Genomic DNA, 22,412 nt, shown 5'->3' with positions numbered 1-22,412 from the left:
GACGGTCGTTGGGGTTACTGTCAGTTTCGTGTTCGCTGCAGAACGTCGCCAGTTGATCCTCGAAATGGTGCGAGCGAACGGGGCCGTGTCGCTCCGTGAGCTCGCCCGCGTCGTCCAGACCTCCGAAGTGACCGTACGGCGGGACGTGCGCGCACTGGAGGCAGAAGGACTCCTCGACCGCCGGCACGGCGGTGCGGTACTGCCGGGCGGATTCACGCGGGAGTCCGGCTTTCCGCAGAAGTCACATCTCGCGACCGCCGAGAAGACGGCCATCGCCGACCTCGCCGCGGGCCTGGTCGAAGAGGGCGAGGCCATCGTCGTCGGGGCGGGTACGACCACGCAGGAGCTGGCCCGCCGGCTCGCGCGGGTGCCCGGCCTGACCGTCGTCACCAACTCCCTCCTGGTGGCCCAGGCCCTGGCCCACGCCAACCGGGTGGAGGTCGTGATGACGGGCGGGACACTCCGCGGTTCCAACTACGCCCTCGTCGGCTCCGGCGCCGAGCAGTCCCTCCAGGGGCTGCGGGTGTCGAGGGCCTTCCTCTCCGGGAGCGGGCTGACCGCCGAACGCGGTCTGTCCACGTCCAACATGCTCTCGGCGTCCGTCGACCGGGCCCTCGTCCAGGCCGCCGCGGAGGTCGTGGTCCTCGCGGACCACACCAAGCTCGGCACGGACACGATGTTCCAGACGGTCCCGACCGACGTGATCGCCCGCCTGGTGACGGACGAGCCCCCGCCGCACGACGACCGCGCGGCCACCGAGTTGCAGGCCCTGGCCGACCAGGGCGTCCAGATCGCCGTGGCGGGGACGGGCGCGTCGGGAAACGGAAGCGCGGGGGGTGATGCCGCCCCGGCGCGTCAGCAGCGCCGGGACGTACCTCTCCCGGGCCCGCGCCGCAGCCAGGTCCCCGGCGGCCCGACCCTGCGCACGGCCGCGGTCCTGGGTGACCAGACACCGGGGACGGACCGGGCACGGGTGGCGGACCTACGGCGACGCTGAACCGCCGGCGGCTGTGCTGTCTGAAGTCCTCGATCCGCGGACCGACGCGCCGGACATGGCCGACGCGCCGATCCCGGGTCAGCCGGGTCAGTCCTTGATCTCGCAGATCGCCGCACCGGATGTGACCGACGCGCCGACCTCCGCGCTCAGGCCCTTGATGGTGCCGGACTTGTGGGCGTTGAGGGGCTGCTCCATCTTCATCGCCTCCAGGACGACGACCAGGTCGCCTTCCTTGACCTCCTGGCCCTCCTCGACGGCGATCTTGACGATGGTGCCCTGCATGGGCGAGGTGAGGGTGTCGCCGGAGGCCGCGGGGCCGGACTTCTTCGCGGCGCGTCGCTTGGGCTTGGCGCCGGCGGCGAGGCCGGTGCGGGCCAGGGACATGCCGAGGGAGGACGGCAGGGAGACCTCCAGGCGCTTGCCGCCGACCTCGACGACGACCGTCTCGCGGCCCGGCTCCTCCTCCGCCTCCCCGGCGGCGGGGGCGGTGAAGGGCTTGATCTCGTTGACGAACTCGGTCTCGATCCACCGGGTGTGGACCGTGAACGGCTCGGTGGAGCCGGTGAGTTCGGGGGCGAACGCCGGGTCCGTGACCACCGCGCGGTGGAACGGGATGGCCGTGGCCATGCCCTCCACCTGGAACTCCTCCAGCGCACGGGCGGCCCGCTGCAGGGCCTCCTTGCGGGTGCGGCCGGTGACGATCAGCTTGGCGAGCAGGGAGTCCCAGGCCGGGCCGATCACGCTGCCGGACTCCACACCGGCGTCCAGGCGCACGCCCGGACCCGACGGCGGGGCGAACGTGGTGACCGTGCCGGGCGCCGGGAGGAAGTTGCGGCCCGGATCCTCGCCGTTGATGCGGAACTCGAAGGAGTGGCCGCGCAGTTCGGGGTCGTCGTAGCCGAGCTCCTCACCGTCGGCGATGCGGAACATCTCGCGGACCAGGTCGATGCCCGCGACCTCCTCGGTGACCGGGTGCTCGACCTGGAGACGGGTGTTGACCTCCAGGAAGGAGATCGTGCCGTCGAGGCCGACGAGGAACTCCACGGTGCCCGCGCCGACGTACCCGGCCTCCTTGAGGATGGCCTTCGACGCCCGGTACAGCTCGGCGACCTGCTCGTCGGACAGGAACGGCGCCGGGGCCTCCTCGACCAGCTTCTGGTGCCGCCGCTGCAGGGAGCAGTCACGCGTCGACACGACGACCACGTTGCCGTGCTGGTCGGCCAGGCACTGCGTCTCCACGTGCCGGGGCTTGTCCAGGTAGCGCTCGACGAAGCACTCCCCGCGCCCGAACGCGGCCACCGCCTCACGCACGGCGGAGTCGTACAGCTCGGGCACCTCCTCGAGGGTCCGCGCGACCTTCAGACCGCGGCCACCGCCGCCGAAGGCGGCCTTGATCGCGATCGGCAGGCCGTGCTCCTCGGCGAACGCGACGACCTCGTCGGCGCCGGACACCGGGTCCGGCGTGCCGGCGACCAGCGGGGCCCCGGCGCGCTGGGCGATGTGCCGGGCGGCGACCTTGTCGCCCAGGTCCCGGATCGCCTGCGGCGGCGGGCCGATCCAGATCAGGCCCGCGTCCAGGACCGCCTGCGCGAACTCGGCGTTCTCGGACAGGAAGCCGTAGCCCGGGTGGATGGCGTCCGCACCGGACTCGCGAGCGGCCTTCAGGACCTTCTCGATGTCGAGGTAACTGGTGCCCGGGGTGTCACCGCCCAGGGCGAACGCCTCATCCGCGGCACGGACATGCAGAGCGTCCCGGTCCGGGTCGGCGTAGACGGCCACGCTCGCGATACCGGCATCCCGGCAGGCCCGGGCCACGCGGACAGCGATTTCGCCACGGTTGGCGATGAGCACCTTGCGCACGATGAGGCTCCCTCCTTGAAACAAGCCGAGTTTAGGGACTGCCGACACGGCACTTCGACCCGTCCCCAATGGTGAGCTTGCCCACACGGAGCGTGATTCGAGGCTCGCTCGACCCGCGAAATCCCTTGTGGCACGGCGGTACGCAGGATTCCTCCGGAAAACCCTAGCCCTCCAATGTGGTCAAGGTCTCTGTGAGAGCGTGCTGCGCCCCACTCCGTTTCTTTGTCGAGTCCCTACGAATGGCCCAACGCATCTTTGCTCTCCGCAGAACCCTTGTCCCGAGGTTTACCCGTTAGTAGCGTTCGCGATGGCTCGAACATACTTGGGGTAACAGCAGTACTGATCGGATGACGCTCGACAGCTCGACGGCTCGGGAAGTGGGTGGGGACCGGTGGTGCGCAGGCCGGTGGCGTGGATCGTGGCGGTCGTGCTCTTCGTGGAGGCGCTCGGCGTAGCGGCACTGAACTGGTTCCTGGGGGTCGTGGTCGACCGGCAGGACATGTCCCTGGCGGGGCTCGACCCGGACATGATGTCCGTGTCCTCGAAGATCGGCGGGATCGTCTTCGGTCTCTACTTCGCCCTGTGCGGCCTGGTCGCGCTCCTGGTCGCCCTGCGCGACCGCGCCCCCGCCGGGCTCGGCCGGGTCCTGCTGATCAGCGCCGCCGTGGTGCACGGTCTGCTGGGCGCGTTCACGTGGGGCCTGGTGGGCTGGACGGCGTTCCTGTTCATGATGGTCGTGCTCGGGCTCATCGTGCTGCTGCTCATGACGTACGACGACCGGGCGGAGCCGGCCGACGCCGTGCCCGAAGGCGGCAAGGGGGGCGACGGCTCCCCGGTCACCCCTCCGCCTGCGCCCACAACTCCGTGATCCCGACGCCCAGGTCGGCCAGCAGCCGGCGGACCAGCGGCAGGCTGATGCCGATCACGTTGCCGTGGTCGCCGTCGATGCCGTCGATGAACGGGGCCGAGCGGCCGTCGAGGGTGAAGGCCCCGGCGACGTAGAGGGGCTCGCCGGAGGCGACGTACGCGGCGATCTCCTCGTCGGTGGGGTCGCCGAAGCGGACGACGGTGGAGGCGGTGCCGGAGGCGTACCGCCCGCTGAGCGTGTCGTAGATGCAGTGGCCGGTCTGGAGCGTCCCGGCCCGTCCGCGCATCGCCTTCCAGCGCGCGGTGGCCTCCTCGGCGTCCGCGGGCTTGCCCAGGGCCTGGCCGTCCAGTTCGAGTACCGAGTCGCAGCCGATCACCAGGGCGCCCTTGACCTCGGGCTTGGCGGCGACCACGGAGGCCTTCGCCTCGGCGAGGGCGAGCGCCAGCTCGGCGGGGGTCGGCGCGGTGACCGCGTCCTCGTCGACGCCGCTCACGATGACCTCGGGGTCGAGTCCGGCCTGGCGCAGCAGCCCGAGCCGGGCGGGGGACTGGGAGGCGAGGACGAGTCGGCGGCGCGGCTGATCAGTCATGCGGTCAGCGTAACGGCGTCGCCCGGGCGGCTCATCCCAGCCCGGTCACGATCATCACGAGCACCATGGCCAGGGCCACGAGAACGCCCAGTCGCCGCACCATCGCCTGCGTCTCACGCAGTTCCTCGGGCGGCTCGTTCTCCGGGTCGGACCACAGCATGCCCTCGATCGTCGGGCGGTGACATCGGGCGGCGCCTGAGTACGCGTACTCAACTTCTGCACGACTTCGGCGACCACCTGGGTGATCGCCGAAGTCGTCGCGGACATGCTTCAGGCGGGCCAGTACGTACGCGCCCAGACCGCCGGGCCCGGCTGGGGCAGGCGGCGGGTGGCGATGCGGGACGGGTCCGACCAGGAGTCCCTCGGGCCGGGCGCGCCGGGCGGTGTGGTGGATTCCGCCGCGGCGCGGGCCCTGACCACCGCCAGGGCGGCGGCGAGCTCCTCAGGGGTCGGATTGCCCCGTACGACCTTGATCGTCATCTCGGCTCCCAGCAGGCCTAGAGGGGGATGTTGCCGTGCTTCTTCGGAGGCAGGGATTCCCGCTTCGTGCGCAGCTGACGCAGCCCGCGCACGATGTGGCCCCGGGTGTCCGACGGCATGATCACCGCGTCGATGTAGCCGCGCTCGGCCGCGATGTACGGGTTGAGGAGGGTGTCCTCGTACTCCTGCATGAGCCGCGCCCGGGTGGCCTCCACGTCGTCCGCCTCGGCGATGGTGCGGCGGTGCAGGATGTTGACCGCGCCCTGGGCGCCCATCACGGCGATCTGGGCGGTCGGCCAGGCCAGGTTGAGGTCGGCGCCCAGGTGCTTGGAGCCCATGACGTCGTACGCCCCGCCGAAGGCCTTGCGGGTGATGACCGTGATGAGCGGGACGGTCGCCTCGGCGTAGGCGTAGATCAGCTTGGCGCCGCGGCGGATGATGCCGTCGTGCTCCTGGTCGACGCCCGGCAGGAAGCCGGGGACGTCGACGAAGGTGATGACCGGGACGTTGAAGGCGTCGCAGGTGCGCACGAAGCGGGCCGCCTTCTCGCTGGCCTTGATGTCGAGGCAGCCGGCGAACTGCATCGGCTGGTTGGCGACGATTCCGACCGGGCGGCCCTCGACGCGGCCGAAGCCGGTGACGATGTTCGGCGCGAACAGCGGCTGCGTCTCGAAGAACTCGGCGTCGTCCAGGACGTGTTCGAGCACCGTGTGCATGTCGTACGGCTGGTTCGCGCTGTCCGGGACGAGCGTGTCCAGCTCGCGGTCCTCGTCCGTGACGGTGAGGTCCGCCTCCTCCGGGAACGCCGGCGGTTCGGTGAGGTTGTTGGACGGCAGGTACGACAGCAGCTGCTTGACGTACTCGATGGCGTCCTTCTCGTCGCCGGCCATGTGGTGGGCGACGCCGGAGGCGGAGTTGTGGGTCCGGGCGCCGCCCAGCTCCTCGAAGCCGACGTCCTCGCCGGTGACGGTCTTGATGACGTCCGGGCCGGTGATGAACATGTGCGAGGTCTGGTCGACCATGACCGTGAAGTCGGTGATCGCGGGCGAGTAGACCGCACCGCCCGCACAGGGGCCGACGACCAGGCTGATCTGCGGGATCACCCCGGAGGCGTGCGTGTTGCGGCGGAAGATCTCGCCGTACGCCCCCAGCGAGGCGACGCCCTCCTGAATGCGGGCGCCGCCGGAGTCGTTGATGCCGATGACCGGGCAGCCGGTCTTCAGCGCGAAGTCCATCACCTTGACGATCTTCTGGCCGTAGACCTCGCCCAGCGCACCGCCGAACACGGTGAAGTCCTGGGAGAAGACGGCGACGGGACGGCCGTCGACGGTCCCGTACCCGGTGACGACCCCGTCCCCGTACGGCCGGTTCTTCTCCAGTCCGAAGTTGGTGGAGCGGTGCCGGGCGAACTCGTCCAGCTCGACGAAGGACTCCTCGTCGAGCAGCAGCTCGATACGCTCACGGGCCGTCAGCTTGCCCTTGGCGTGCTGTTTTTCGACGGCTCGTGCCGAACCGGCATGGGTCGCCTCCTGGATGCGGCGCTGGAGATCCGCGAGCTTCCCGGCGGTGGTGTGAATGTCGATCTCTTCCGGCTCGGACATCGGGATGCGGCTCCCTGCCTGCTCAAAAGGGGGGACGGTTACTCATCCGTAGCGTAGTGCGGGGCCCTTGGATCGGCAGTGCGGCGTTTACCACACCTAGGGTGGCTTGCATGAAGCCGCACGATGCAGCAGAGCCGAACAACAACCGGTGGTCCGACCTGGAGCGGCCGCCCCTCAACGCCACGGCCCTGCGCCGCGCCCTGGTGCGGGAGGGCGGCCTGTGGTCGGAGGTGGACGTGGTGCAGCGCACCGGCTCCACCAACACCGACCTGGTGGCCCGTGCCGTCGAGGGCAAGGCCGGGGAGGGTGCGGTGCTGGTCGCCGAGGAACAGACCGCCGCGCGGGGCCGGCTCGACCGCCAGTGGACGGCGCCGGCCCGCTCCGGCCTGTTCTTCTCCGTACTGCTGCGCCCGGCCGGGATCCCGGTGGCCCGCTGGGGTTGGCTGCCGCTGCTCACCGGCGTCGCCGTGGCGACGGGACTGTCCCGGGCGGCGGGCGTCGACACGGCACTCAAGTGGCCCAACGACCTCCTGGTGACCGTCGGCGGCGAGGAGCGCAAGGCCGGCGGCATCCTGGCGGAACGGGCGGGCGACGACGGCGTCGTCATCGGCGTCGGCATCAACGTGACCCTGCGCGAGCCGGAGCTGCCGGTACCGACCGCGGGCTCGCTGGCGCTGGCCGGAGCGGTGAGCACGGACCGGGATCCGCTGCTCAGGGCCGTACTGCGGTCGCTGGAGGACTGGTACGGGCGGTGGCGGGCCGCCGGGGGTGATCCGGCGGTCAGCGGTCTGCAGGAGACGTACGCGGCCGGGTGCGCGACGCTGGGAAGGGTGGTGCGGGCCGAGCTGCCGGGGGATCGGTCGATCATCGGAGAGGCGGTTGCAGTGGACGGCGACGGGCGGTTGGTGCTGGCGACGGAGGAGGGAGTGCGGGAGCCGGTGGGGGCGGGGGACATCGTGCACCTGAGGCCGGCGTGAGTCTGCCGGTGTGCGGCGCCGGGGACGGTTGCACTCGCCCACGACTGCCCGCAGGCTGCGCAGGCCTGCGAAGAGTGAGCTGGCCCACAGCTGACGTAAAGTTGGGGCCGGTCGATACCTGACCGCGGCAGATCGGAAGGGCAACAGGCGTGAGCGTCGATGACACGGGCTCCGGCACGGGCGCGCACGGCCGAGTGGATCAACCCCCACTCTCGGCATCGCTCGAGCACGGGGACTCCCACGCCACCGACTCCGGCGAGGATCCGCTGGCCCTGCGCCTCGAACAGCTCATCCTCGGCGCCGAACGCCGCTACACCCCGTTCCAGGCGGCCCGCAGCGCCGGCGTCTCCATGGAACTGGCGTCCCGTTTCTGGCGGGCGATGGGCTTCGCCGACATCGGGCAGGCCAAGGCGCTCACCGAGGCGGACGTCCTGGCCCTGCGCCGGCTGGCCGGTCTCGTCGAGGCCGGGCTGTTGAGCGAGGCGATGGCCGTGCAGGTGGCCCGCTCCACCGGGCAGACGACCGCCCGGCTGGCCGAGTGGCAGATGGACTCCTTCCTGGAGGGCCTGACCGAGCCGCCCGAGCCCGGCATGACCCGCACCGAGGTGACGTACCCGATCATCGAGCTGCTCCTGCCCGAGCTGGAGGAGTTCCTCGTCTACGTCTGGCGGCGCCAGCTCGCCGCCTCGGCCGGCCGGGTCATCCAGACCGGGGACGACGAGGAGATGGTCGACCGCCGCCTCGCCGTCGGCTTCGCGGACCTCGTCGGGTTCACACGACTGACCCGCCGTATGGAGGAGGAGGAACTCGGCGAACTCGTCGAGGCCTTCGAGACCACGTCCGCCGACCTGGTCGCCGCGCGCGGCGGGCGGCTCATCAAGACCCTGGGCGACGAGGTGCTCTACGCCGCCGACGATGCGGGCGTCGCCGCGGAGATCGCGCTGCGGCTCATCGAGACCCTGGCGAACGACGAGACGATGCCGGAGCTGCGCGTCGGCATAGCGTTCGGCACGGTGACCACGCGTATGGGCGATGTGTTCGGTACGACGGTGAACCTGGCCTCCCGGCTGACGTCGATAGCTCCGCGTGACGCCGTTCTGGTCGACAGCGCGTTCGCGGAGGAACTGATCCGCACCGGTGAGGCTCCCGCTTCCGAGGCGGAGGCCGCCGAGGCCGTGGCCGCCGCGGAGAAGGAGGGCGAGGAGCCGCCGACGTACCGCTTCGCGCTCCAGCCGATGTGGCAGCGTCCGGTGCGTGGTCTCGGCGTGGTCGAGCCATGGCTGCTCACCCGGCGGGGCGGGGCGTCGTAGGCCCTGATCAGTCGCTCAGCGTATCCACGCACAGGCCGATGACCGGCACGCACAGTCCGGGCTGGTCCGGCTGCGGGGCAGGCGACGGGCTGCTGGGCGTGGGTGTCGGGGTCGGCTGCGGGGCGGAGGTCGTCGGCGCCGGTGGCCGGGGCGGTTCCGTGGTGCCGGGCGCGGACGGGGCGCTGGACGTGGCTGAAGCCGCGGGCGAGGTGGCCGGGGGCGTCGGCGAGGTGGTCGCGGACAGGAGCGGAGCCGGTCCCGTGCCGGTGCTCGGCGTCGCGTCGGCCCCGCCGAGGGGAACGCCGGCCGAGGGGCCGGCGTCCGGGACGTCCGCGACGGTGGCGGACGCGGTCGTCGCCCGGTCGGAGCCGGTCACCGGATCCCGGCCGGGAGCCGCCTGTGCGGTGCCGAGGTCGTCGCCGCCGGACTCCGACGTCATCCGTACGAGGCTCAGCGCACCGGCGGCCAGCGCAAGCCCGCCGACGGCGAACAGGACCTTACGGGGGCGCGGACGCCGGTGCCGCCCCCGCCCGCTCTGCTGCCGGACGTCCGGGTCCTCGCCGACTGGGTTGTTGCTCGCCGAGGTGTGCGTCTTCGTGTTGGTCGTCATGGCGGTTCCTCCCCGGTGCCGTTGCGCCCCCGATGCGCCCGGCGGTGCGCACGTTATGCGCTCGCGCGGGGGACGGGGCGGGAGTCGCCCGGATGTCACTCGAACGGGGTGTCGGGCAGCGGTCACCCGCTCTTTCCTCGGAGGGGCGCGGCTGCGATGATCGGGACGAGTGCTGTTAACCGTCGTTAACCGGGAGGGTGTCGTGAGCGAGGAACGGTTCGGGGAGTTCGTGCTGGTGCGTCGGCACGAACAGGGGCATGTCGCGGAGCTGGCCCTCGACCGGCCCAAGGCCATGAACGCCGTCTCGACCGAGATGGCCCGGTCCGTCGCCGCGGCGTGCACGGCGCTGGGCGACGACCGGGACGTACGGGTCGTCGTTCTGACGTCGACGCATGAGCGGGCGTTCTGCGTAGGCGCCGACCTCAAGGAGCGCAACTCCCTGAGCGACGCCGAGCTGGTGCGGCAGCGTCCGGTTGCGCGTGGTGCGTACACCGGAGTCCTCGAGCTGCCGGTGCCGACGGTCGCGGCGGTACACGGGTTCGCGCTCGGCGGCGGCTTCGAGCTGGCGCTGTCGTGCGACGTGATCGTGGCCGACCGCACGGCCGTCGTCGGGCTGCCGGAGGTGTCCGTGGGGGTGATTCCGGGCGGCGGCGGCACACAGCTGCTGCCCCGGCGGGTGGGGGCCGCGCGGGCGGCCGAGCTGATCTTCACCGCGCGGCGGGTCGAGGCGGCCGAGGCGCGGGAGCTGGGGCTGGTGGACGTCCTGGTGGACGAGGGGCGGGACCGGGAGGAGGCGCTGGCGCTGGCGTCCCGGATCGCCGGGAACTCGCCGGTCGGGCTGCGGGCTGCGAAGCGGGCGTTGCGGGTGGGGCATGGGCTGGATCTGCGGGCCGGGCTGGAGGTTGAGGATGCGGCGTGGCGTTCGGTGGCGTTTTCCGGGGATCGGGCGGAGGGGGTGGCGGCGTTCAACGAGAAGCGGAAGCCGGAGTGGCCGGGGGAGTGAGTCCGGCGTTGGCCGGTGGCCGGCGTTGCGGTGGGGCGGGGGTTGCGCAGCCCGGCGCTTACGGGGTGCCGCCCGCGCCCACCCGTGCCGCCCTGGGGGTCCCCCTCTGGGGGAGGCACGAATGCCCGCGGACCGAAGCGACGCGCGACCGGTCACCCCACCGCCCCGCAAACCTCCCGCTTCCCCATAAACCTCCCTAGCCTGGAGTGATGGGTGAGGACGATCGCCTCGCGGCCGTTGTGGCGCTGGCGCAGGGGATGGCCGCGGCGCACACCCCGCGCGAGTCGTGGCGGGCCGCCGCGCTCGGTGCGTGCCGGGCGCTGGACGCGAGCTTTGCCGCGCTGTCGGTGTGGGAGCGGGACCTCGGGCGCCTTCGGGTCCTGGTCAACGTGGGGGAGCGGGCGCCGGACGAGGAGGAGTTCCCGGAGGACGAGGCCTACCCGGTGCACCAGTTCGCCGAGATCACGGAGTTCCTGCACGAGCAGTGGGCCGGTGGCGGCGAGCCCGACGCCTGGGTCGAGACCGCGGAGGGGCCGACGGCGGGCCGCGCCGGTTACTGTCACCAGCGGGTCGCCGCCCTGCGTCGCCGCGGCCGCAGCAGCTGCGTCGTCGCGCCGGTCGTCCTGCACGGCCGGGCCTGGGGCGAGCTGTATGTCGCGCGCCCGATCGGTGTCCCCGTCTTCGACCGGGGCGACGCCGACTTCGCCACCGTCCTGGCCGCCGTGGTGGCCGCCGGGATCGCCCAGACCGAGCGGCTGGAGGAGGTCAGGCGGCTGGCCTTCACCGACTCCCTGACCGGGCTCGCCAACCGCCGTGCCGTCGACATGCGCCTGGACGAGGCGATCGAACGGCACCGCCGGGAGGGCGTCGTCGTCAGCCTGGTCGTCTGCGACGTCAACGGGCTCAAGCGGGTCAACGACACCCGGGGGCACGCAGTCGGCGACCGGCTCCTGGAACGGTTCGGCTCCGTGCTGTCGCTGTGCGGAGCCATGCTCCCCGGCGCGCTCGCGGCCCGGCTCGGGGGCGACGAGTTCTGTCTGCTCGCGGTCGGGCCGCCCGCCGACGACGTGGTGAAGGTGGCCGACGAACTGTGCCGCCGGGCCGCGGAGTTGGAGCTGGGTGACGGTGTCGCCTGCGGGGTCGCCTCCACCCAGGACCCGGTCGGGCCGGTGCGCTCCGCCCGTCGGCTGTTCCGGCTCGCCGACGCCGCCCAGTACCAGGCCAAGGGGGTCCGCGCCGCCCGGGCGGTCGTCGCCGGACGCGAGGGGCCCGACGACCCGGTGGTGCGCCTCGCCGACGCACCGACCGACGAGCACACCCCGGAGCGGCGCCGCTTCCGGGGCCGCCGGTGAGCAACGCCGTACCTCGGCGGCAGCAGCGGTAAGGACCACATCGCGCACCCACCCGTGACATCTTCGAATTCACTGCGTACGCTCCTGAATATGGATATGCACACTGTGGTGGTGGGGACGTCCGGTGTCACCGCGTCCGACGTCCTCGCCGTGGCGCGCGCCGGCGCCCGGGTCGAGCTCTCCGGCGAGGCGGTGGCCGCGCTCACCGCGGCCCGCGGGATCGTGGACGCGCTGGCGGCCAAGCCCGACCCGGTCTACGGCGTCTCCACCGGCTTCGGCGCCCTCGCGACCCGGCACATCGGCCAGGAACTGCGCACCCAGCTCCAGCGCAACATCGTCCGCTCGCACGCCGCCGGCATGGGGCCGCGGGTGGAGCGGGAGGTCGTACGGGCCCTGATGTTCCTGCGGCTGAAGACCGTCTGCTCGGGACACACCGGCGTACGGCCCGAGGTCGCGCAGACCATGGCCGACGTCCTCAACGCCGGTATCACCCCGGTCGTGCACGAGTACGGCTCCCTCGGCTGCTCCGGCGACCTCGCCCCGCTGTCCCACTGCGCCCTGACGCTGATGGGTGAGGGGGACGCCGAAGGCCCCGACGGGACCGTACGCCCCGCCGGCGAACTCCTCGCCGCGCACGGCATCCAGCCCGTCGAGCTGCGCGAGAAGGAAGGCCTCGCCCTCCTCAACGGCACCGACGGCATGCTCGGCATGCTGCTGATGGCCCTCGCCGACCTGGACACCCTCTACAAGTCCGCCGACGTCACCGCCGCCCTGTCGCTGGAGGCCCTGCTCGGCACCGACCGGGTCCTCGCTCCCGAGCTGCACACCATCCGCCCGCACCCCGGCCAGGCCGCCAGCGCCGCCAACATGCTGGGCGTACTGAAGGGTTCGGGCCTGACCGGCCATCACCAGGGCGACGCGCCCCGCGTCCAGGACGCCTACTCCGTGCGCTGTGCTCCGCAGGTGGCCGGCGCCGGACGGGACACGATCGCGCACGCCCGCCTGGTCGCCGAGCGCGAACTGGCGTCGGCCGTCGACAATCCCGTCGTACTCCCCGACGGACGCGTCGAATCCAACGGCAACTTCCATGGCGCACCGGTCGCCTACGTCCTCGACTTCCTCGCCGTCGCCGCCGCCGACCTCGCCTCCATCGCCGAGCGGCGCACCGACCGGCTGCTGGACAAGAACCGCAGCCACGGTCTGCCGCCGTTCCTCGCCGACGACGCCGGGGTGGACAGCGGGCTCATGATCGCCCAGTACACGCAGGCCGCGCTGGTGAGCGAGATGAAGCGGCTCGCCGTACCGGCGTCCGCGGACTCGATTCCGTCCTCCGCGATGCAGGAGGACCATGTCTCCATGGGCTGGTCGGCGGCGCGCAAGCTGCGTACGGCCGTCGACAACCTCACGCGGGTCGTCGCCATCGAGCTGTACGCCGCCACACGCGCGATCGAACTGCGCGAGGGCCTGACCCCGGCGCCCGCGTCCCAGGCCGTCATCGACGCCATACGGGCGGCGGGGGTCGAGGGTCCCGGTCCCGACCGGTTCCTGGCGCCCGACCTCGCGGCGGCGGACGCGTTCGTGCGGGACGGGCGGCTGCTGGCCGCGGTGGAGCCGGTCACCGGACCGCTCCAGTAGGACGGTTGAGGGGCCCTGCCGTACGACCGGCAGGGCCCCGGAGATCACTTGAGCTTGGCGACCTGCGCCTCGACCACGGCCGCCGGGATCTCGGCCGCCTTGCCGGTGCCGAGCGCGGCGAAGTTCACCGTGTAGAACGTGGCGATGGTGTTGCCCTTGCGCACCACCTCGGTGTGGAAGGTGGCCGTGCCCTCGCCGTCCATGTCGACGTCCTCGGCGAACGCCACCGACTCGTCACCCAGCCCGGAGCCCTTCACCGAGGCGACCTTGGTGACCTTCGAGTCCTCGCCCCCGGTGGTGAGTCCGTACCCGCCGGAGCAGGCCGAGACGCCGTCGGACACGGCCTTCATGGCCTTCTCGGCGCCGTCACCTTCGTACGAGGAGAGGCCGACGAACGTCATGTTGACGTTGAAGGCGTCCGCGATGTCCTCCGGCTGCGCGGTGGCGGTCGACGCCTTGTCCTCCGCGACGGTGTTGCTGGCGTTCGCGTCCGTGTCACCCGGGGCGAGACCGGCGGTGGCCCAGGCGAGCGGGTCGCACTCGGCCTTGTCGGTCTTCACCTCGGTCTTGGACTTCGGCAGGGTGTCGTCGCCCGAGGCGACCCTGTATCCCTTGACCTCGCCCTGAGCGAGCAGCAGCTTCTCCAACTCGGCCGCGCTGAGCGCCTTGGCGGCCTGAGTCTGCGAGGAGGAGGACTCCGTGCCCTTGGAGTCGTCGGAACCGTCCGACTCCCCGCCACATCCGGTGATGAGGGCGAGCGACAGCACGCTCACGGCAGCCGTGGCGCACAGCCGCGCACCCGATGATCTCTTCATGAGCGGACTATGAGGCTCAGGTCAAGGACACGTCAAGCCAGATTTTCCGAACCTTTCAGAACCCAAGTCGTTCCCGGCGCACCGAATACACCACAAACCCGGCGCCCAGTGTCAGACAGAGCGTGCCGCCGACGACGTACGGGGTGCTGTCGAAGCTGCCGGTGTCGGCGAGCCGGGTGCCGTCGGTCTGAACGCCGGTCGTGTCGGTGGTCGTTGCCGCCGCTCTGGCCTGCGTCGTCTGCGTCACCGTGGGCTGCTCCTGCGCCGGGTCGTCCCCGGTCGCGTTCGCGGAGGGAACGAACCACAGGGCGCCGAGCAGGGTGCCTGCGGCGGTGGCGGTCAGCAACGGACGACGAGCGGATGACACGGAATATCGATCCCCTTGTGACGCTGGCGAATTGGCCGTGTGGGGCGATGTTAGTGAAAGGCGCGGGTCACGGGAAAGTCACGGGAGGCACGGGCCGTACTCTCCGAGCATGAGCACTCCAGAGACATCACGTTTTGTACGGGTTCGCGTGGAACTCGTCCTCGAAGTCGACGACAATGACGCCGTGACGCAGGCGGCGCTGCGGCGGATTTCCGACGACGCGGACATGCCGACCGAGGAACGGGCGCACGCGCAGAGCGCTGTGACGGAAGACACCGCGGAGGCCCTCGCATACCTAGTGGACCCGTTCGACCTGGTCAGCGAAGTGCCGGGGGTCGAGCTCCAGCAGGCCTCCTGGAGCAGTGAGCAGGTCGACTACGACCCGGACTCGCCGGAATGGGACCTCGCCGAGGATGATGTCGACGACCAGGAAGACGGAGAGCGGGCCGGCTGACGCGACTTGGGGAAATCGTGACCCCGGGCGGCAACCGCCACCCGGGGTTTCCTCGTCTCAAGGGGCGCACAGACCGACACCTGCACCACCCGCTCATCAAAAACGTGGTGTGCCCCACACAAGCAAGGCATGTGGAACGGGACGAACCGGTCGTAGCGTTGAAAGTTCTTAACGGGGACTCTCGGGGTTTTCGGGGAATCGGCAACGATGGAGAAGCGTGTGATAACGGTCAGTAAGCGGCGCAAGGGCCTGAGGGCCGCGTCCGCACTGCTCGGCAGTGTTCTGGTGCTCTCGGCGTGTTCCGGCGGTAACGAGGCCTCCGGAAGCGACAGTGGCAACGACACCTCGCAGGCGAAGGTCGACGAGGCGGCGGCCCAGAAGAGCTCCGAGGCCCAGATCAGGATCACGCCGAAGGACGGCTCCGCCAACGCCTCCATCAACAACTCCGCCGCCGTCACCGTGAGCAAGGGCACGCTCTCCGAGGTGACGATGACCACGTCCGACGGCACCGCCGTCGAGGGCGAGATATCCGCCGACAAGAAGAGCTGGAAGCCCACCGTCCAGCTGGAGCGCTCCACCACGTACAAGGTCGCGGCGACCGCGCAGGACTCCGAGGGCCGGGAGGCCCACGAGAACGCCTCCTTCACCACGGTCTCGCCGGACAACAGCTTCATAGGCACCTTCACGCCGGACGACGGCGCCACCGTCGGTGTGGGCATGCCCGTGTCGATCAACTTCGACAAGGCGATCACCAACAAGGTGGACGTCCAGAAGGGCATCACCGTCTCCACCAGCAGCGGCCAGGAGGTCGTCGGCCATTGGTTCAACGCCAACCGGCTCGACTTCCGGCCCGAGGACTACTGGAAGGAAGGCTCCACCGTCACGCTGAAGCTGGCGCTCGACGGCGTCGAGGGCGCCGAGGGTGTCTACGGCGTCCAGCAGAAGACGGTCACCTTCACCATCGGCCGCAACCAGGTCTCCTACGTCGACGCGAACACCAAGCAGATGAAGGTCACGCAGGACGGCAAGGTCGTCAAGACCATCCCGATCTCCGCCGGCTCGCCCGAGAACAAGACGTACGAGGGCCAGATGGTGATCTCCGAGAAGTTCAAGGAGACCCGGATGAACGGCGCGACGGTCGGCTTCACCGACGACGACGGCAAGGGCGAGTACGACATCAAGGACGTCCCGCACGCCATGCGCCTGTCCACGTCCGGCACCTTCATCCACGGCAACTACTGGGGCGCCGACTCCGTCTTCGGCAACGTCAACACCAGCCACGGGTGTGTCGGCCTGAACGACACCAAGGGTGCCAACGACCCGAAGACCGAGGGCGCCTGGTTCTACAACAACTCGATCGTCGGTGACGTCGTGGTCGTCCAGAACACCGGCGACAAGACGATCGCGCCGGACAACGGCCTGAACGGCTGGAACATGGACTGGGCGCAGTGGAAGGCGGGCTCCGCCATCTGACGCACCCTCTGATTCTCCGCGAATGCCGCCTCTTGGAGGCGGCATTCGTGTTTTCACAGGCTTACGGGGCCGTTCAGAGGATCGGACACACCCTTCTCATCCTTCTCTTATGCCGGCCTTATGCGGCCATCACGGTGCGTCCCTAGCTTGCGGCGCATGTTCTTCACCTACCTGAGGCGCGAACTGCGCCGCCGCAGAAAGGCGGCCCTCGTCGTCGCCTCCGGACTGGCGCTCGGTATCGCGCTGGTCATCGTGGTCAGCTCCGTGTCCTCCGGCATGGGCAAGGCCCAGGACAAGGTCCTGCAGTCCCTGTACGGGCTCGGCACCGACATGACCGTCACCAAGGCGGCCGCCGCCCAGGAGGAGGGCCAGGCACAGCGGCCCCGCTTCCGGTTCGACGCGCAGGACAGTGACTCCGACGAGGAGCAGAGCAGCGACCGGGTCATGGTCCAGGGCTTCGAGACGCTGTCGAGCTCCACCGTGAGCAAGGTCGGCGCGCAGGACGGCGTGTCGGACGCCGTCGGCGGACTGAGCCTGCAGGTCATCAAGGTCAGCGGCCAGTTCACACGCGGTCAGTTCCAGCAGGACGGCGGCGGCGAGCAGCCGGGCGGCGCCCCCGGCGGCGGCACCGGGCAGCCCGAGGGCCGCGTCCAGGGCGGCGGCGCCGACTTCGACGTCAACAACTACTCCGTGTACGGCACCGACGTCACCAAGCCCGAGCTCGGCCCGCTGACCTCCTCGAAGATCACCAGCGGCCGTACCTTCAAGGCGTCCGAGACCAACGCCGAGGTGGTCGTCGCCGATGCGTCCTATGCCAAGGAGAAGAAGCTCGCTCTCGGCGACACCGTCACCATCAAGGGCGTCAAGTACGAGGTCATCGGCATCGCCACGCCGGAGAGCGGGGACGCGGCGGCCAACCTCTACATCCCGCTGAAGCAGGCGCAGACGCTCAGTGACTCGGCGGACAAGGTCACCACGATCTACGTCAAGGCGACCGACTCGCAGCGGATCGACGCCGTCAAGTCGGCGATCCAGAAGAACATCTCCGGTACGACCGTGACGACCTCCGCGGACCTTGCGGAGACCGTGTCCGGCTCGCTGTCCACCGCGTCCGATCTCGCCACGAGCGTGGGCAAGTGGCTGTCGGTCGTGGTGCTTGCGGCGGCGTTCCTGGTGGCCGGGCTGCTGACGTCGTCGGCGGTGTCCCGGCGGGTGCGGGAGTTCGGCACGCTGAAGGCGCTGGGGTGGCGGTCGGGGCGGGTGACCCGGCAGGTGGTCGGGGAGGCCGTCGTGAACGGGCTGGTGGGCGGTGCGCTCGGTATCGGGCTCGGGCTGGTGGGGGCGTATGCCGTGACCGCGGTCAGTCCTACGTTGCAGGCGGAGCTCGGCGGGGGGGGGTGGGGGCATGAACAGTGGTCCCGGGGGATTCGGCGGTGGACCTGCCCGTGAGGCCGCGTCCCGGACGCTCGATGTCGCCCTGACGGCACCCGTCAGTGTCACGACGATCGCCCTCGCTGTCGGACTTGCCGTCACGGGTGGCCTCGTCGCCGGAGCGTTCGGTGGGTGGCGGGCGTCGCGGTTGCGGCCGGCGGATGCGTTGCGGCGGGTTGAGTAGCCGAACGGCGTTTGTGGGTGGGTCGCGCAGCCCGGCGCTGACGGGGGTGCCGCTGCGCCCACCCTCCCCCACTCTCGGCTTCGCTCGAGCGGGGGGACCCCCATCGCCCTGGGGGTCCCCCCTCTGAGGGAGGCACGACTGCCCGCAGCTACGACCACTGTCCTTATCTCTCCCGGGAGTTGCCCCCATGTACGAACTAAGAGCTGTCACCAAGCGCTACACCCGAGGCAAGGAGACCGTCCACGCCCTCGACGGCGTCGACCTCACCATCGCCGACGGCGACCGGCTGGTCATCCAGGGCCCCACCGGTGGTGGGAAGTCCACGTTGTTGCAGATGCTCGGTGGGCTGGACCGGCCCAGCTCCGGGGAGGTGGTACTGGACGGGGTCGATCTGGCGCGGCTTTCCGAGGCCAGGCTCACCACCGTGCGCAGCGAGAACATCGGGTTCGTTTTCCAGAGCTTCAACCTCATCCCGACGCTCACCGCCCAGGAGAACGTCGAGACCGCCCTCGTGCCCCTCGGAGTGAAGGGGAAGGAGCGGCGCGAACGGGCCGCCGAGGCGCTGAAGTCGGTCGGGCTCGGGGAGCGGCTGGGGCATCTGCCCGGTGAGATGTCCGGCGGTCAGCAGCAGCGCGTGGCGATCGCCCGTGCGCTGGTGAAGCAGCCGAAGGTGCTGCTCGCCGACGAACCCACGGGAAACCTCGACGAGTCGATGCGCGACGAGATCATGGACGTACTGGAGCGCATGTGGAAGGAGCTCGGGCTGACGTTCATCATGGTCACCCACGACTCCTCGATCGCGAAGAAGGCCCCGCGGCTGGCGACGATCCGCAAGGGCAGGATCAGCGTGAAGGAGAACCCGGTCCCGGAGAACGCCTGACGGACACCGAATTCGGCGACTCCTGGCGAACTTTCGCGATGGTCAAGTCGTAACTGAACGTTCTATTGAGGTGTCTGATCACCCCCCGGCATACTGCGTGTCTCCGGGGGGTGCACGCGCAGGTGTGCGGAACGGCCCCCGGCCGGGTGAACGGGGAATTCGCCCGGTTCCTCAACTCCAGGGGGAGTTTTGCGCAGACAAGTGAAGAGAGCCGGTGCCGCCGCGGTCGCCACCGCGGCCGCCGTCGCCCTCGCCGCGGGACTGACCAGCCCGGCGTCGGCGAAGCCGGAGCAGCGCGCGACCGGCGCTGCGAAGCTCACGTCCCACCACCGCATCACCCTGATCACCGGCGACCGGGTCAGCGTGGACGCCAAGGGGCGGGTCGTAGGCCTGGAACGGGCCGAAGGGCGTGAGCACATACCCGTACAGATCCGCAAGGCCGAGGGACACACCCTCGTCATACCCGCGGACGCGGCCCGTCTGGTCGCCACCGGCAAGCTGGACCAGCGGCTGTTCGACATCACCGAGTTGAACAAGTCCACGACCCGCAAGGCCCAGAAGAACGGCCTGAAGGTCATCGTCGGCTACAAGGGCGCCGCCACCGCCGCGAAGGCCGACGTCCGTGACGCCGGCACCCTCCGCCAGAGCCTCGAGTCCCTCAACGCGGACGCCGTGCAGACCGCGCACAAGGACGCGCCCGAGCTGTGGGACGCCGTCACCAACGGCGACAAGGCCGTCTCCGGCATCGCGCACATCTGGCTCGACGGCGTCCGCAAGGTCACCCTCGACACGTCCGTGCCGCAGATCGGCGCCCCCAAGGCATGGGCCGCCGGCTACGACGGCAAGGGCGTGAAGATCGCCGTGCTGGACACCGGTGTGGACGCCACCCACCCGGACCTGAAGTCCCAGGTGACCGCGTCGAAGAACTTCACCACCGCCGCCGACGCGAGCGACAAGTATGGCCACGGCACGCATGTCGCGTCCATCGCGGCCGGCACCGGCGCCAAGTCGGGAGGCAAGTTCAAGGGCGTCGCCCCTGGAGCCGAGATCCTCAACGGCAAGGTCCTCGACGACAGCGGCTTCGGCGACGACTCCGGCATCCTCGCCGGCATGGAGTGGGCGGCCGAGCAGGGCGCCGACGTCGTCAACCTCAGCCTCGGCGGCATGGACGCCCCGGATGTCGACCCGCTGGAGGCGGCTGTCAACCGGCTCTCCGCCGAGAAGGGCATCCTCTTCGCCATCGCGGCCGGCAACTCCGGCCCGGAGAGCGTCGGTTCGCCTGGCTCGGCCGACGCCGCGCTCACCGTCGGTGCCGTGGACGACCAGGACAAGCTGGCCGACTTCTCCAGCACCGGCCCGCGCGTCGGCGACGGCGCCATCAAGCCGGACGTCACCGCGCCCGGCGTGGACATCACCGCGGCCTCCGCCAAGGGCAGCGTCATCGAGCAGGAGGTCGGCGAGAACCCGGCCGGCTACCTGACCATTTCGGGTACGTCGATGGCGACCCCGCATGTGGCGGGCGCCGCCGCGATCCTCAAGCAGCAGCACCCGGACTGGACGTACGCCGAGATCAAGGGCGCGCTGACCGGTTCCACCAAGGGCGGCGCCTACACGCCGTTCCAGCAGGGCTCCGGCCGGATCCAGGTCGACAAGGCCGTCAAGCAGACGGTGATCGCCGATCCGGTCTCGGTGAGCTTCGGCGTCCAGCAGTGGCCGCACACCGACGACACCCCGGTCACCAAGCAGCTGACGTACCGCAACCTCGGCACGACAGACGTCACGCTGGACCTGAAGGCGACCGCCACCAACCCCAAGGGTGAGGTCGCCCCGGCCGGCTTCTTCAAGCTCGGCGCGACCAAGGTGACCGTCCCGGCGGGCGGCAAGGCCTCCGTCGACCTGACCGTCAACACCAAGCTGGGCGGCACCCTCGACGGCGCCTACTCCGCGTACGTCACCGCGACGGGCGGCGGGCAGAGCGTCCGCACGGCCGCCGCCGTGCAGCGCGAGGTGGAGTCGTACGACGTCACGGTCAAGCACATCGGCCGGGACGGGCAGCCGACCGACGACTACAACACCGCGCTGATGGGCTACTCGGGCCTCGGCAACGGCCGCGGCTACCAGGTTCCGATCGCCGCGTCCGGCACCACGACCCTGCGCATCCCCAAGGGCACGTACCTGCTGGACGCCTGGATCGCCAAGGACTTCGTGAACCTGGAGGGCGGCCTCGACTGGCTGGTCCAGCCCCGGCTGACCGTCACCAAGAACACCTCGGTGACGATCGACGCGCGCAAGACCAAGACGGCCGACATCACGGTGCCGGACGCCGCCGCCAAGCCCCACTCCGCGATGATCAGCTACGTCTACGACACCGCGGGCGTCGGCTTCGGCGTCGGCGCCACCTCCTTCGCCGACCTGCGCATGGGCCACCTGGGCGGTGAGATCGCGAGCGGTCTCACCCAGACCTGGCACGGCCAGTGGACCAAGGGCGCCACCGCCGAGTACGACGTGGCGACCAGCGCCCCGGTCAGGAAGATCCTGGGCGACAAGGTCCGCCACTTCAAGGCGAGCGAGCTGGCCACGGTGAAGAACAACCTCGGTGCCGCCACCTCCGGCAAGACCGGCGCGCTCACCCCCTGGGGCCTCTTCCCCGAGGAGTTCGTGGTGGGCACCCCGGTGGAGCAGAAGCTGCCGAGCTCGCGCACGGTGTACCTGTCGACGGTCGACGGCATCGAGTGGTCGTTCGACTTCGAGCAGCTCGGCGGCAAGGACGCGAACGGCTACCCGATCTCCGAGGCGTACTACACGCTGAGCGACCTGAAGAAGTTCACGGCGGGCAAGTCGTACTCGCAGACCTTCAACAAGGCGGTCTTCGGTCCGCACCTGAACAGCGAGTTCGGTCTGTTCCGTGAGGGCAACGACATCTACGGCTACGTGCCGCTGTTCGCCGACGGCTCCCAGCACCCGGGCTCGTCGCTGTTCACCTCGGTGAACACGACCCTGTACCGCAACGGCACCAAGGTCGGCACGCACGACGACCCGCTGTTCGGCGAGAAGGCGTTCAGGGTCCCGTCCGGCGACGCCGAGTACAAGCTGACCACCTCGGTCAAGCGGACGACCAAGGTCGCCGCCGCTTCCACCCGGATCGACGCGAGCTGGACGTTCCGCTCGAAGAAGCCGACCACCGACGAGGCCAAGCTCCCGGCGTCCACCGTCCGCTTCAACGCCACGACCGACCTGGCCAGCAAGGTCACGGCCGGCCGCACGGCCACCGTCCCGGTCACCGTCGAGGGCTCCGCCAAGGGCAGCAACCTCAAGGCGCTGGGCGTGTGGGTGTCGTACGACTACGGGCAGACCTGGAAGAAGGTCACCGTGAAGAACGGCAAGATCACCTTCAAGAACCCGGAGAAGGGCAAGGCGATCTCCTTCCACGCCAAGATCACCGACAAGCAGAACAACAAGTCGACGATCTCGATCTACAACGCGTACTACGGCAAGTGAGCCGTTAGCGAAAGCCCGCCGGAAGCAC

19 protein-coding genes and 1 pseudogene are annotated in these 22,412 nt (G+C 70.4%); 12 read left to right on the top strand and 8 right to left on the bottom strand.

The window, feature by feature from the left end:
• The first annotated feature begins 28 nt into the window (after nucleotides 1-28).
• Entirely contained in the window at nucleotides 29-997 is a 969-nt protein-coding gene (locus ACFVJQ_RS04015) for a DeoR/GlpR family DNA-binding transcription regulator (RefSeq protein ID WP_385510956.1), read from the top strand.
• 87 nt (nucleotides 998-1,084) lie between these two features.
• On the opposite strand, the gene ACFVJQ_RS04010 is transcribed toward ACFVJQ_RS04015, so the two are convergent.
• Nucleotides 1,085-2,857: an acetyl/propionyl/methylcrotonyl-CoA carboxylase subunit alpha gene (locus tag ACFVJQ_RS04010; RefSeq protein WP_385510955.1), complete on the bottom strand. Its 1,773-nt coding sequence runs from the start codon at nucleotides 2,855-2,857 to the stop codon at nucleotides 1,085-1,087.
• 406 nt (nucleotides 2,858-3,263) lie between these two features.
• On the opposite strand from ACFVJQ_RS04010, the gene ACFVJQ_RS04005 reads away from it, so the two are divergent.
• Nucleotides 3,264-3,725 (top strand): hypothetical protein, encoded by a 462-nt coding sequence (locus ACFVJQ_RS04005; RefSeq protein WP_385780722.1) that lies wholly within the window; start codon nucleotides 3,264-3,266, stop codon nucleotides 3,723-3,725.
• Here ACFVJQ_RS04005 and ACFVJQ_RS04000 read toward each other — a convergent pair.
• From ACFVJQ_RS04000 to ACFVJQ_RS03985, 4 genes are all read right to left on the bottom strand, one after another.
• Nucleotides 3,694-4,314 carry a Maf family protein gene (locus ACFVJQ_RS04000; protein ID WP_385510953.1) on the bottom strand — a complete coding sequence of 207 codons (621 nt, stop codon included), beginning with the start codon at nucleotides 4,312-4,314 and terminating at the stop codon, nucleotides 3,694-3,696. The genes ACFVJQ_RS04005 and ACFVJQ_RS04000 overlap by 32 nt on opposite strands.
• Before the next feature lie 31 nt (nucleotides 4,315-4,345).
• Entirely contained in the window at nucleotides 4,346-4,474 is a 129-nt protein-coding gene (gene mmpB / locus ACFVJQ_RS03995; protein ID WP_385510952.1) for a morphogenic membrane protein MmpB, read from the bottom strand.
• A 110-nt stretch (nucleotides 4,475-4,584) separates the two neighbouring features.
• Nucleotides 4,585-4,794 carry an acyl-CoA carboxylase epsilon subunit gene (locus ACFVJQ_RS03990; protein WP_385510951.1) on the bottom strand — a complete coding sequence of 70 codons (210 nt, stop codon included), beginning with the start codon at nucleotides 4,792-4,794 and terminating at the stop codon, nucleotides 4,585-4,587.
• A 17-nt stretch (nucleotides 4,795-4,811) separates the two neighbouring features.
• On the bottom strand, nucleotides 4,812-6,395 hold the full coding sequence (locus ACFVJQ_RS03985) for an acyl-CoA carboxylase subunit beta (RefSeq protein WP_224734960.1): 1,584 nt from the start codon (nucleotides 6,393-6,395) through the stop codon (nucleotides 4,812-4,814).
• 110 nt (nucleotides 6,396-6,505) lie between these two features.
• On the opposite strand from ACFVJQ_RS03985, the gene ACFVJQ_RS03980 reads away from it, so the two are divergent.
• Both ACFVJQ_RS03980 and ACFVJQ_RS03975 read left to right on the top strand, forming a co-directional pair.
• Entirely contained in the window at nucleotides 6,506-7,372 is an 867-nt protein-coding gene (locus ACFVJQ_RS03980) for a biotin--[acetyl-CoA-carboxylase] ligase (protein WP_385510950.1), read from the top strand.
• Nucleotides 7,373-7,521: 149 nt separating this feature from the next.
• Nucleotides 7,522-8,682 carry an adenylate/guanylate cyclase domain-containing protein gene (locus ACFVJQ_RS03975; RefSeq protein WP_385510949.1) on the top strand — a complete coding sequence of 387 codons (1,161 nt, stop codon included), beginning with the start codon at nucleotides 7,522-7,524 and terminating at the stop codon, nucleotides 8,680-8,682.
• A gap of 7 nt (nucleotides 8,683-8,689) precedes the next feature.
• Here ACFVJQ_RS03975 and ACFVJQ_RS03970 read toward each other — a convergent pair whose 3' ends face one another.
• Nucleotides 8,690-9,292, bottom strand: coding sequence for a hypothetical protein (locus ACFVJQ_RS03970; protein ID WP_385510948.1), 603 nt, complete (start codon nucleotides 9,290-9,292; stop codon nucleotides 8,690-8,692).
• Nucleotides 9,293-9,494: 202 nt separating this feature from the next.
• Here ACFVJQ_RS03970 and ACFVJQ_RS03965 point away from each other — a divergent pair, with 202 nt between their 5' ends.
• The 3 genes from ACFVJQ_RS03965 (at nucleotide 9,495) to hutH (ending at nucleotide 13,282) form a co-directional block, all read left to right on the top strand.
• Nucleotides 9,495-10,295 (top strand): enoyl-CoA hydratase/isomerase family protein, encoded by an 801-nt coding sequence (locus ACFVJQ_RS03965; protein ID WP_385510947.1) that lies wholly within the window; start codon nucleotides 9,495-9,497, stop codon nucleotides 10,293-10,295.
• A 209-nt stretch (nucleotides 10,296-10,504) separates the two neighbouring features.
• Complete coding sequence (locus tag ACFVJQ_RS03960) at nucleotides 10,505-11,647, top strand: diguanylate cyclase domain-containing protein (RefSeq protein ID WP_385510946.1); 1,143 nt, start codon at nucleotides 10,505-10,507, stop codon at nucleotides 11,645-11,647.
• A 96-nt stretch (nucleotides 11,648-11,743) separates the two neighbouring features.
• Complete coding sequence (gene hutH / locus ACFVJQ_RS03955; protein WP_385510969.1) at nucleotides 11,744-13,282, top strand: histidine ammonia-lyase; 1,539 nt, start codon at nucleotides 11,744-11,746, stop codon at nucleotides 13,280-13,282.
• A 44-nt stretch (nucleotides 13,283-13,326) separates the two neighbouring features.
• Here hutH and ACFVJQ_RS03950 read toward each other — a convergent pair whose 3' ends face one another.
• Nucleotides 13,327-14,097 (bottom strand): hypothetical protein, encoded by a 771-nt coding sequence (locus ACFVJQ_RS03950; RefSeq protein ID WP_385510945.1) that lies wholly within the window; start codon nucleotides 14,095-14,097, stop codon nucleotides 13,327-13,329.
• Nucleotides 14,098-14,152: 55 nt separating this feature from the next.
• The gene (locus tag ACFVJQ_RS03945) at nucleotides 14,153-14,464 is read right to left on the bottom strand and encodes a hypothetical protein (RefSeq protein WP_385510943.1); all 312 of its coding nucleotides are present in this window, start codon (nucleotides 14,462-14,464) and stop codon (nucleotides 14,153-14,155) included.
• Between the two features lie 109 nt (nucleotides 14,465-14,573).
• On the opposite strand from ACFVJQ_RS03945, the gene ACFVJQ_RS03940 reads away from it, so the two are divergent.
• The 5 genes and pseudogenes from ACFVJQ_RS03940 (at nucleotide 14,574) to ACFVJQ_RS03920 (ending at nucleotide 22,384) form a co-directional block, all read left to right on the top strand.
• Complete coding sequence (locus ACFVJQ_RS03940; protein WP_385510942.1) at nucleotides 14,574-14,918, top strand: hypothetical protein; 345 nt, start codon at nucleotides 14,574-14,576, stop codon at nucleotides 14,916-14,918.
• Between the two features lie 207 nt (nucleotides 14,919-15,125).
• A complete protein-coding gene (locus tag ACFVJQ_RS03935; protein WP_385510941.1) occupies nucleotides 15,126-16,391 on the top strand; it encodes an Ig-like domain-containing protein in 1,266 nt (421 codons plus the stop codon).
• Nucleotides 16,392-16,547: 156 nt separating this feature from the next.
• Nucleotides 16,548-18,006 (top strand): annotated as a pseudogene (locus tag ACFVJQ_RS03930) (ABC transporter permease).
• A gap of 187 nt (nucleotides 18,007-18,193) precedes the next feature.
• The gene (locus ACFVJQ_RS03925) at nucleotides 18,194-18,886 is read left to right on the top strand and encodes an ABC transporter ATP-binding protein (RefSeq protein WP_385780713.1); all 693 of its coding nucleotides are present in this window, start codon (nucleotides 18,194-18,196) and stop codon (nucleotides 18,884-18,886) included.
• A gap of 201 nt (nucleotides 18,887-19,087) precedes the next feature.
• On the top strand, nucleotides 19,088-22,384 hold the full coding sequence (locus ACFVJQ_RS03920) for a S8 family serine peptidase (RefSeq protein ID WP_385780710.1): 3,297 nt from the start codon (nucleotides 19,088-19,090) through the stop codon (nucleotides 22,382-22,384).
• Nucleotides 22,385-22,412: the final 28 nt, after the last annotated feature.

Source organism: Streptomyces sp. NPDC127197, from assembly GCF_042672405.1.
Lineage (GTDB): Bacteria > Actinomycetota > Actinomycetes > Streptomycetales > Streptomycetaceae > Streptomyces > Streptomyces flavusporus.
Note: the sequence above shows the minus strand (reverse complement) of the source record. Positions and strands in the feature narration are given on the sequence as shown.

Bases quoted from the DNA above. Each gene is read 5' to 3' on its own strand.
- ACFVJQ_RS04000 (WP_385510953.1), bottom strand. From the start codon at position 4,314: ATGACTGATCAGCCGCGCCGCCGACTCGTCCTCGCCTCCCAGTCCCCC.
- mmpB (WP_385510952.1), bottom strand. From the start codon at position 4,474: ATGCTGTGGTCCGACCCGGAGAACGAGCCGCCCGAGGAACTGCGTGAG.
- ACFVJQ_RS03990 (WP_385510951.1), bottom strand. From the start codon at position 4,794: ATGACGATCAAGGTCGTACGGGGCAATCCGACCCCTGAGGAGCTCGCC.
- ACFVJQ_RS03985 (WP_224734960.1), bottom strand. From the start codon at position 6,395: ATGTCCGAGCCGGAAGAGATCGACATTCACACCACCGCCGGGAAGCTC.
- ACFVJQ_RS03980 (WP_385510950.1), top strand. From the start codon at position 6,506: ATGAAGCCGCACGATGCAGCAGAGCCGAACAACAACCGGTGGTCCGAC.
- ACFVJQ_RS03970 (WP_385510948.1), bottom strand. From the start codon at position 9,292: ATGACGACCAACACGAAGACGCACACCTCGGCGAGCAACAACCCAGTC.
- ACFVJQ_RS03960 (WP_385510946.1), top strand. From the start codon at position 10,505: ATGGGTGAGGACGATCGCCTCGCGGCCGTTGTGGCGCTGGCGCAGGGG.
- hutH (WP_385510969.1), top strand. From the start codon at position 11,744: ATGCACACTGTGGTGGTGGGGACGTCCGGTGTCACCGCGTCCGACGTC.
- ACFVJQ_RS03950 (WP_385510945.1), bottom strand. From the start codon at position 14,097: ATGAAGAGATCATCGGGTGCGCGGCTGTGCGCCACGGCTGCCGTGAGC.
- ACFVJQ_RS03940 (WP_385510942.1), top strand. From the start codon at position 14,574: ATGAGCACTCCAGAGACATCACGTTTTGTACGGGTTCGCGTGGAACTC.
- ACFVJQ_RS03935 (WP_385510941.1), top strand. From the start codon at position 15,126: ATGGAGAAGCGTGTGATAACGGTCAGTAAGCGGCGCAAGGGCCTGAGG.
- ACFVJQ_RS03925 (WP_385780713.1), top strand. From the start codon at position 18,194: ATGTACGAACTAAGAGCTGTCACCAAGCGCTACACCCGAGGCAAGGAG.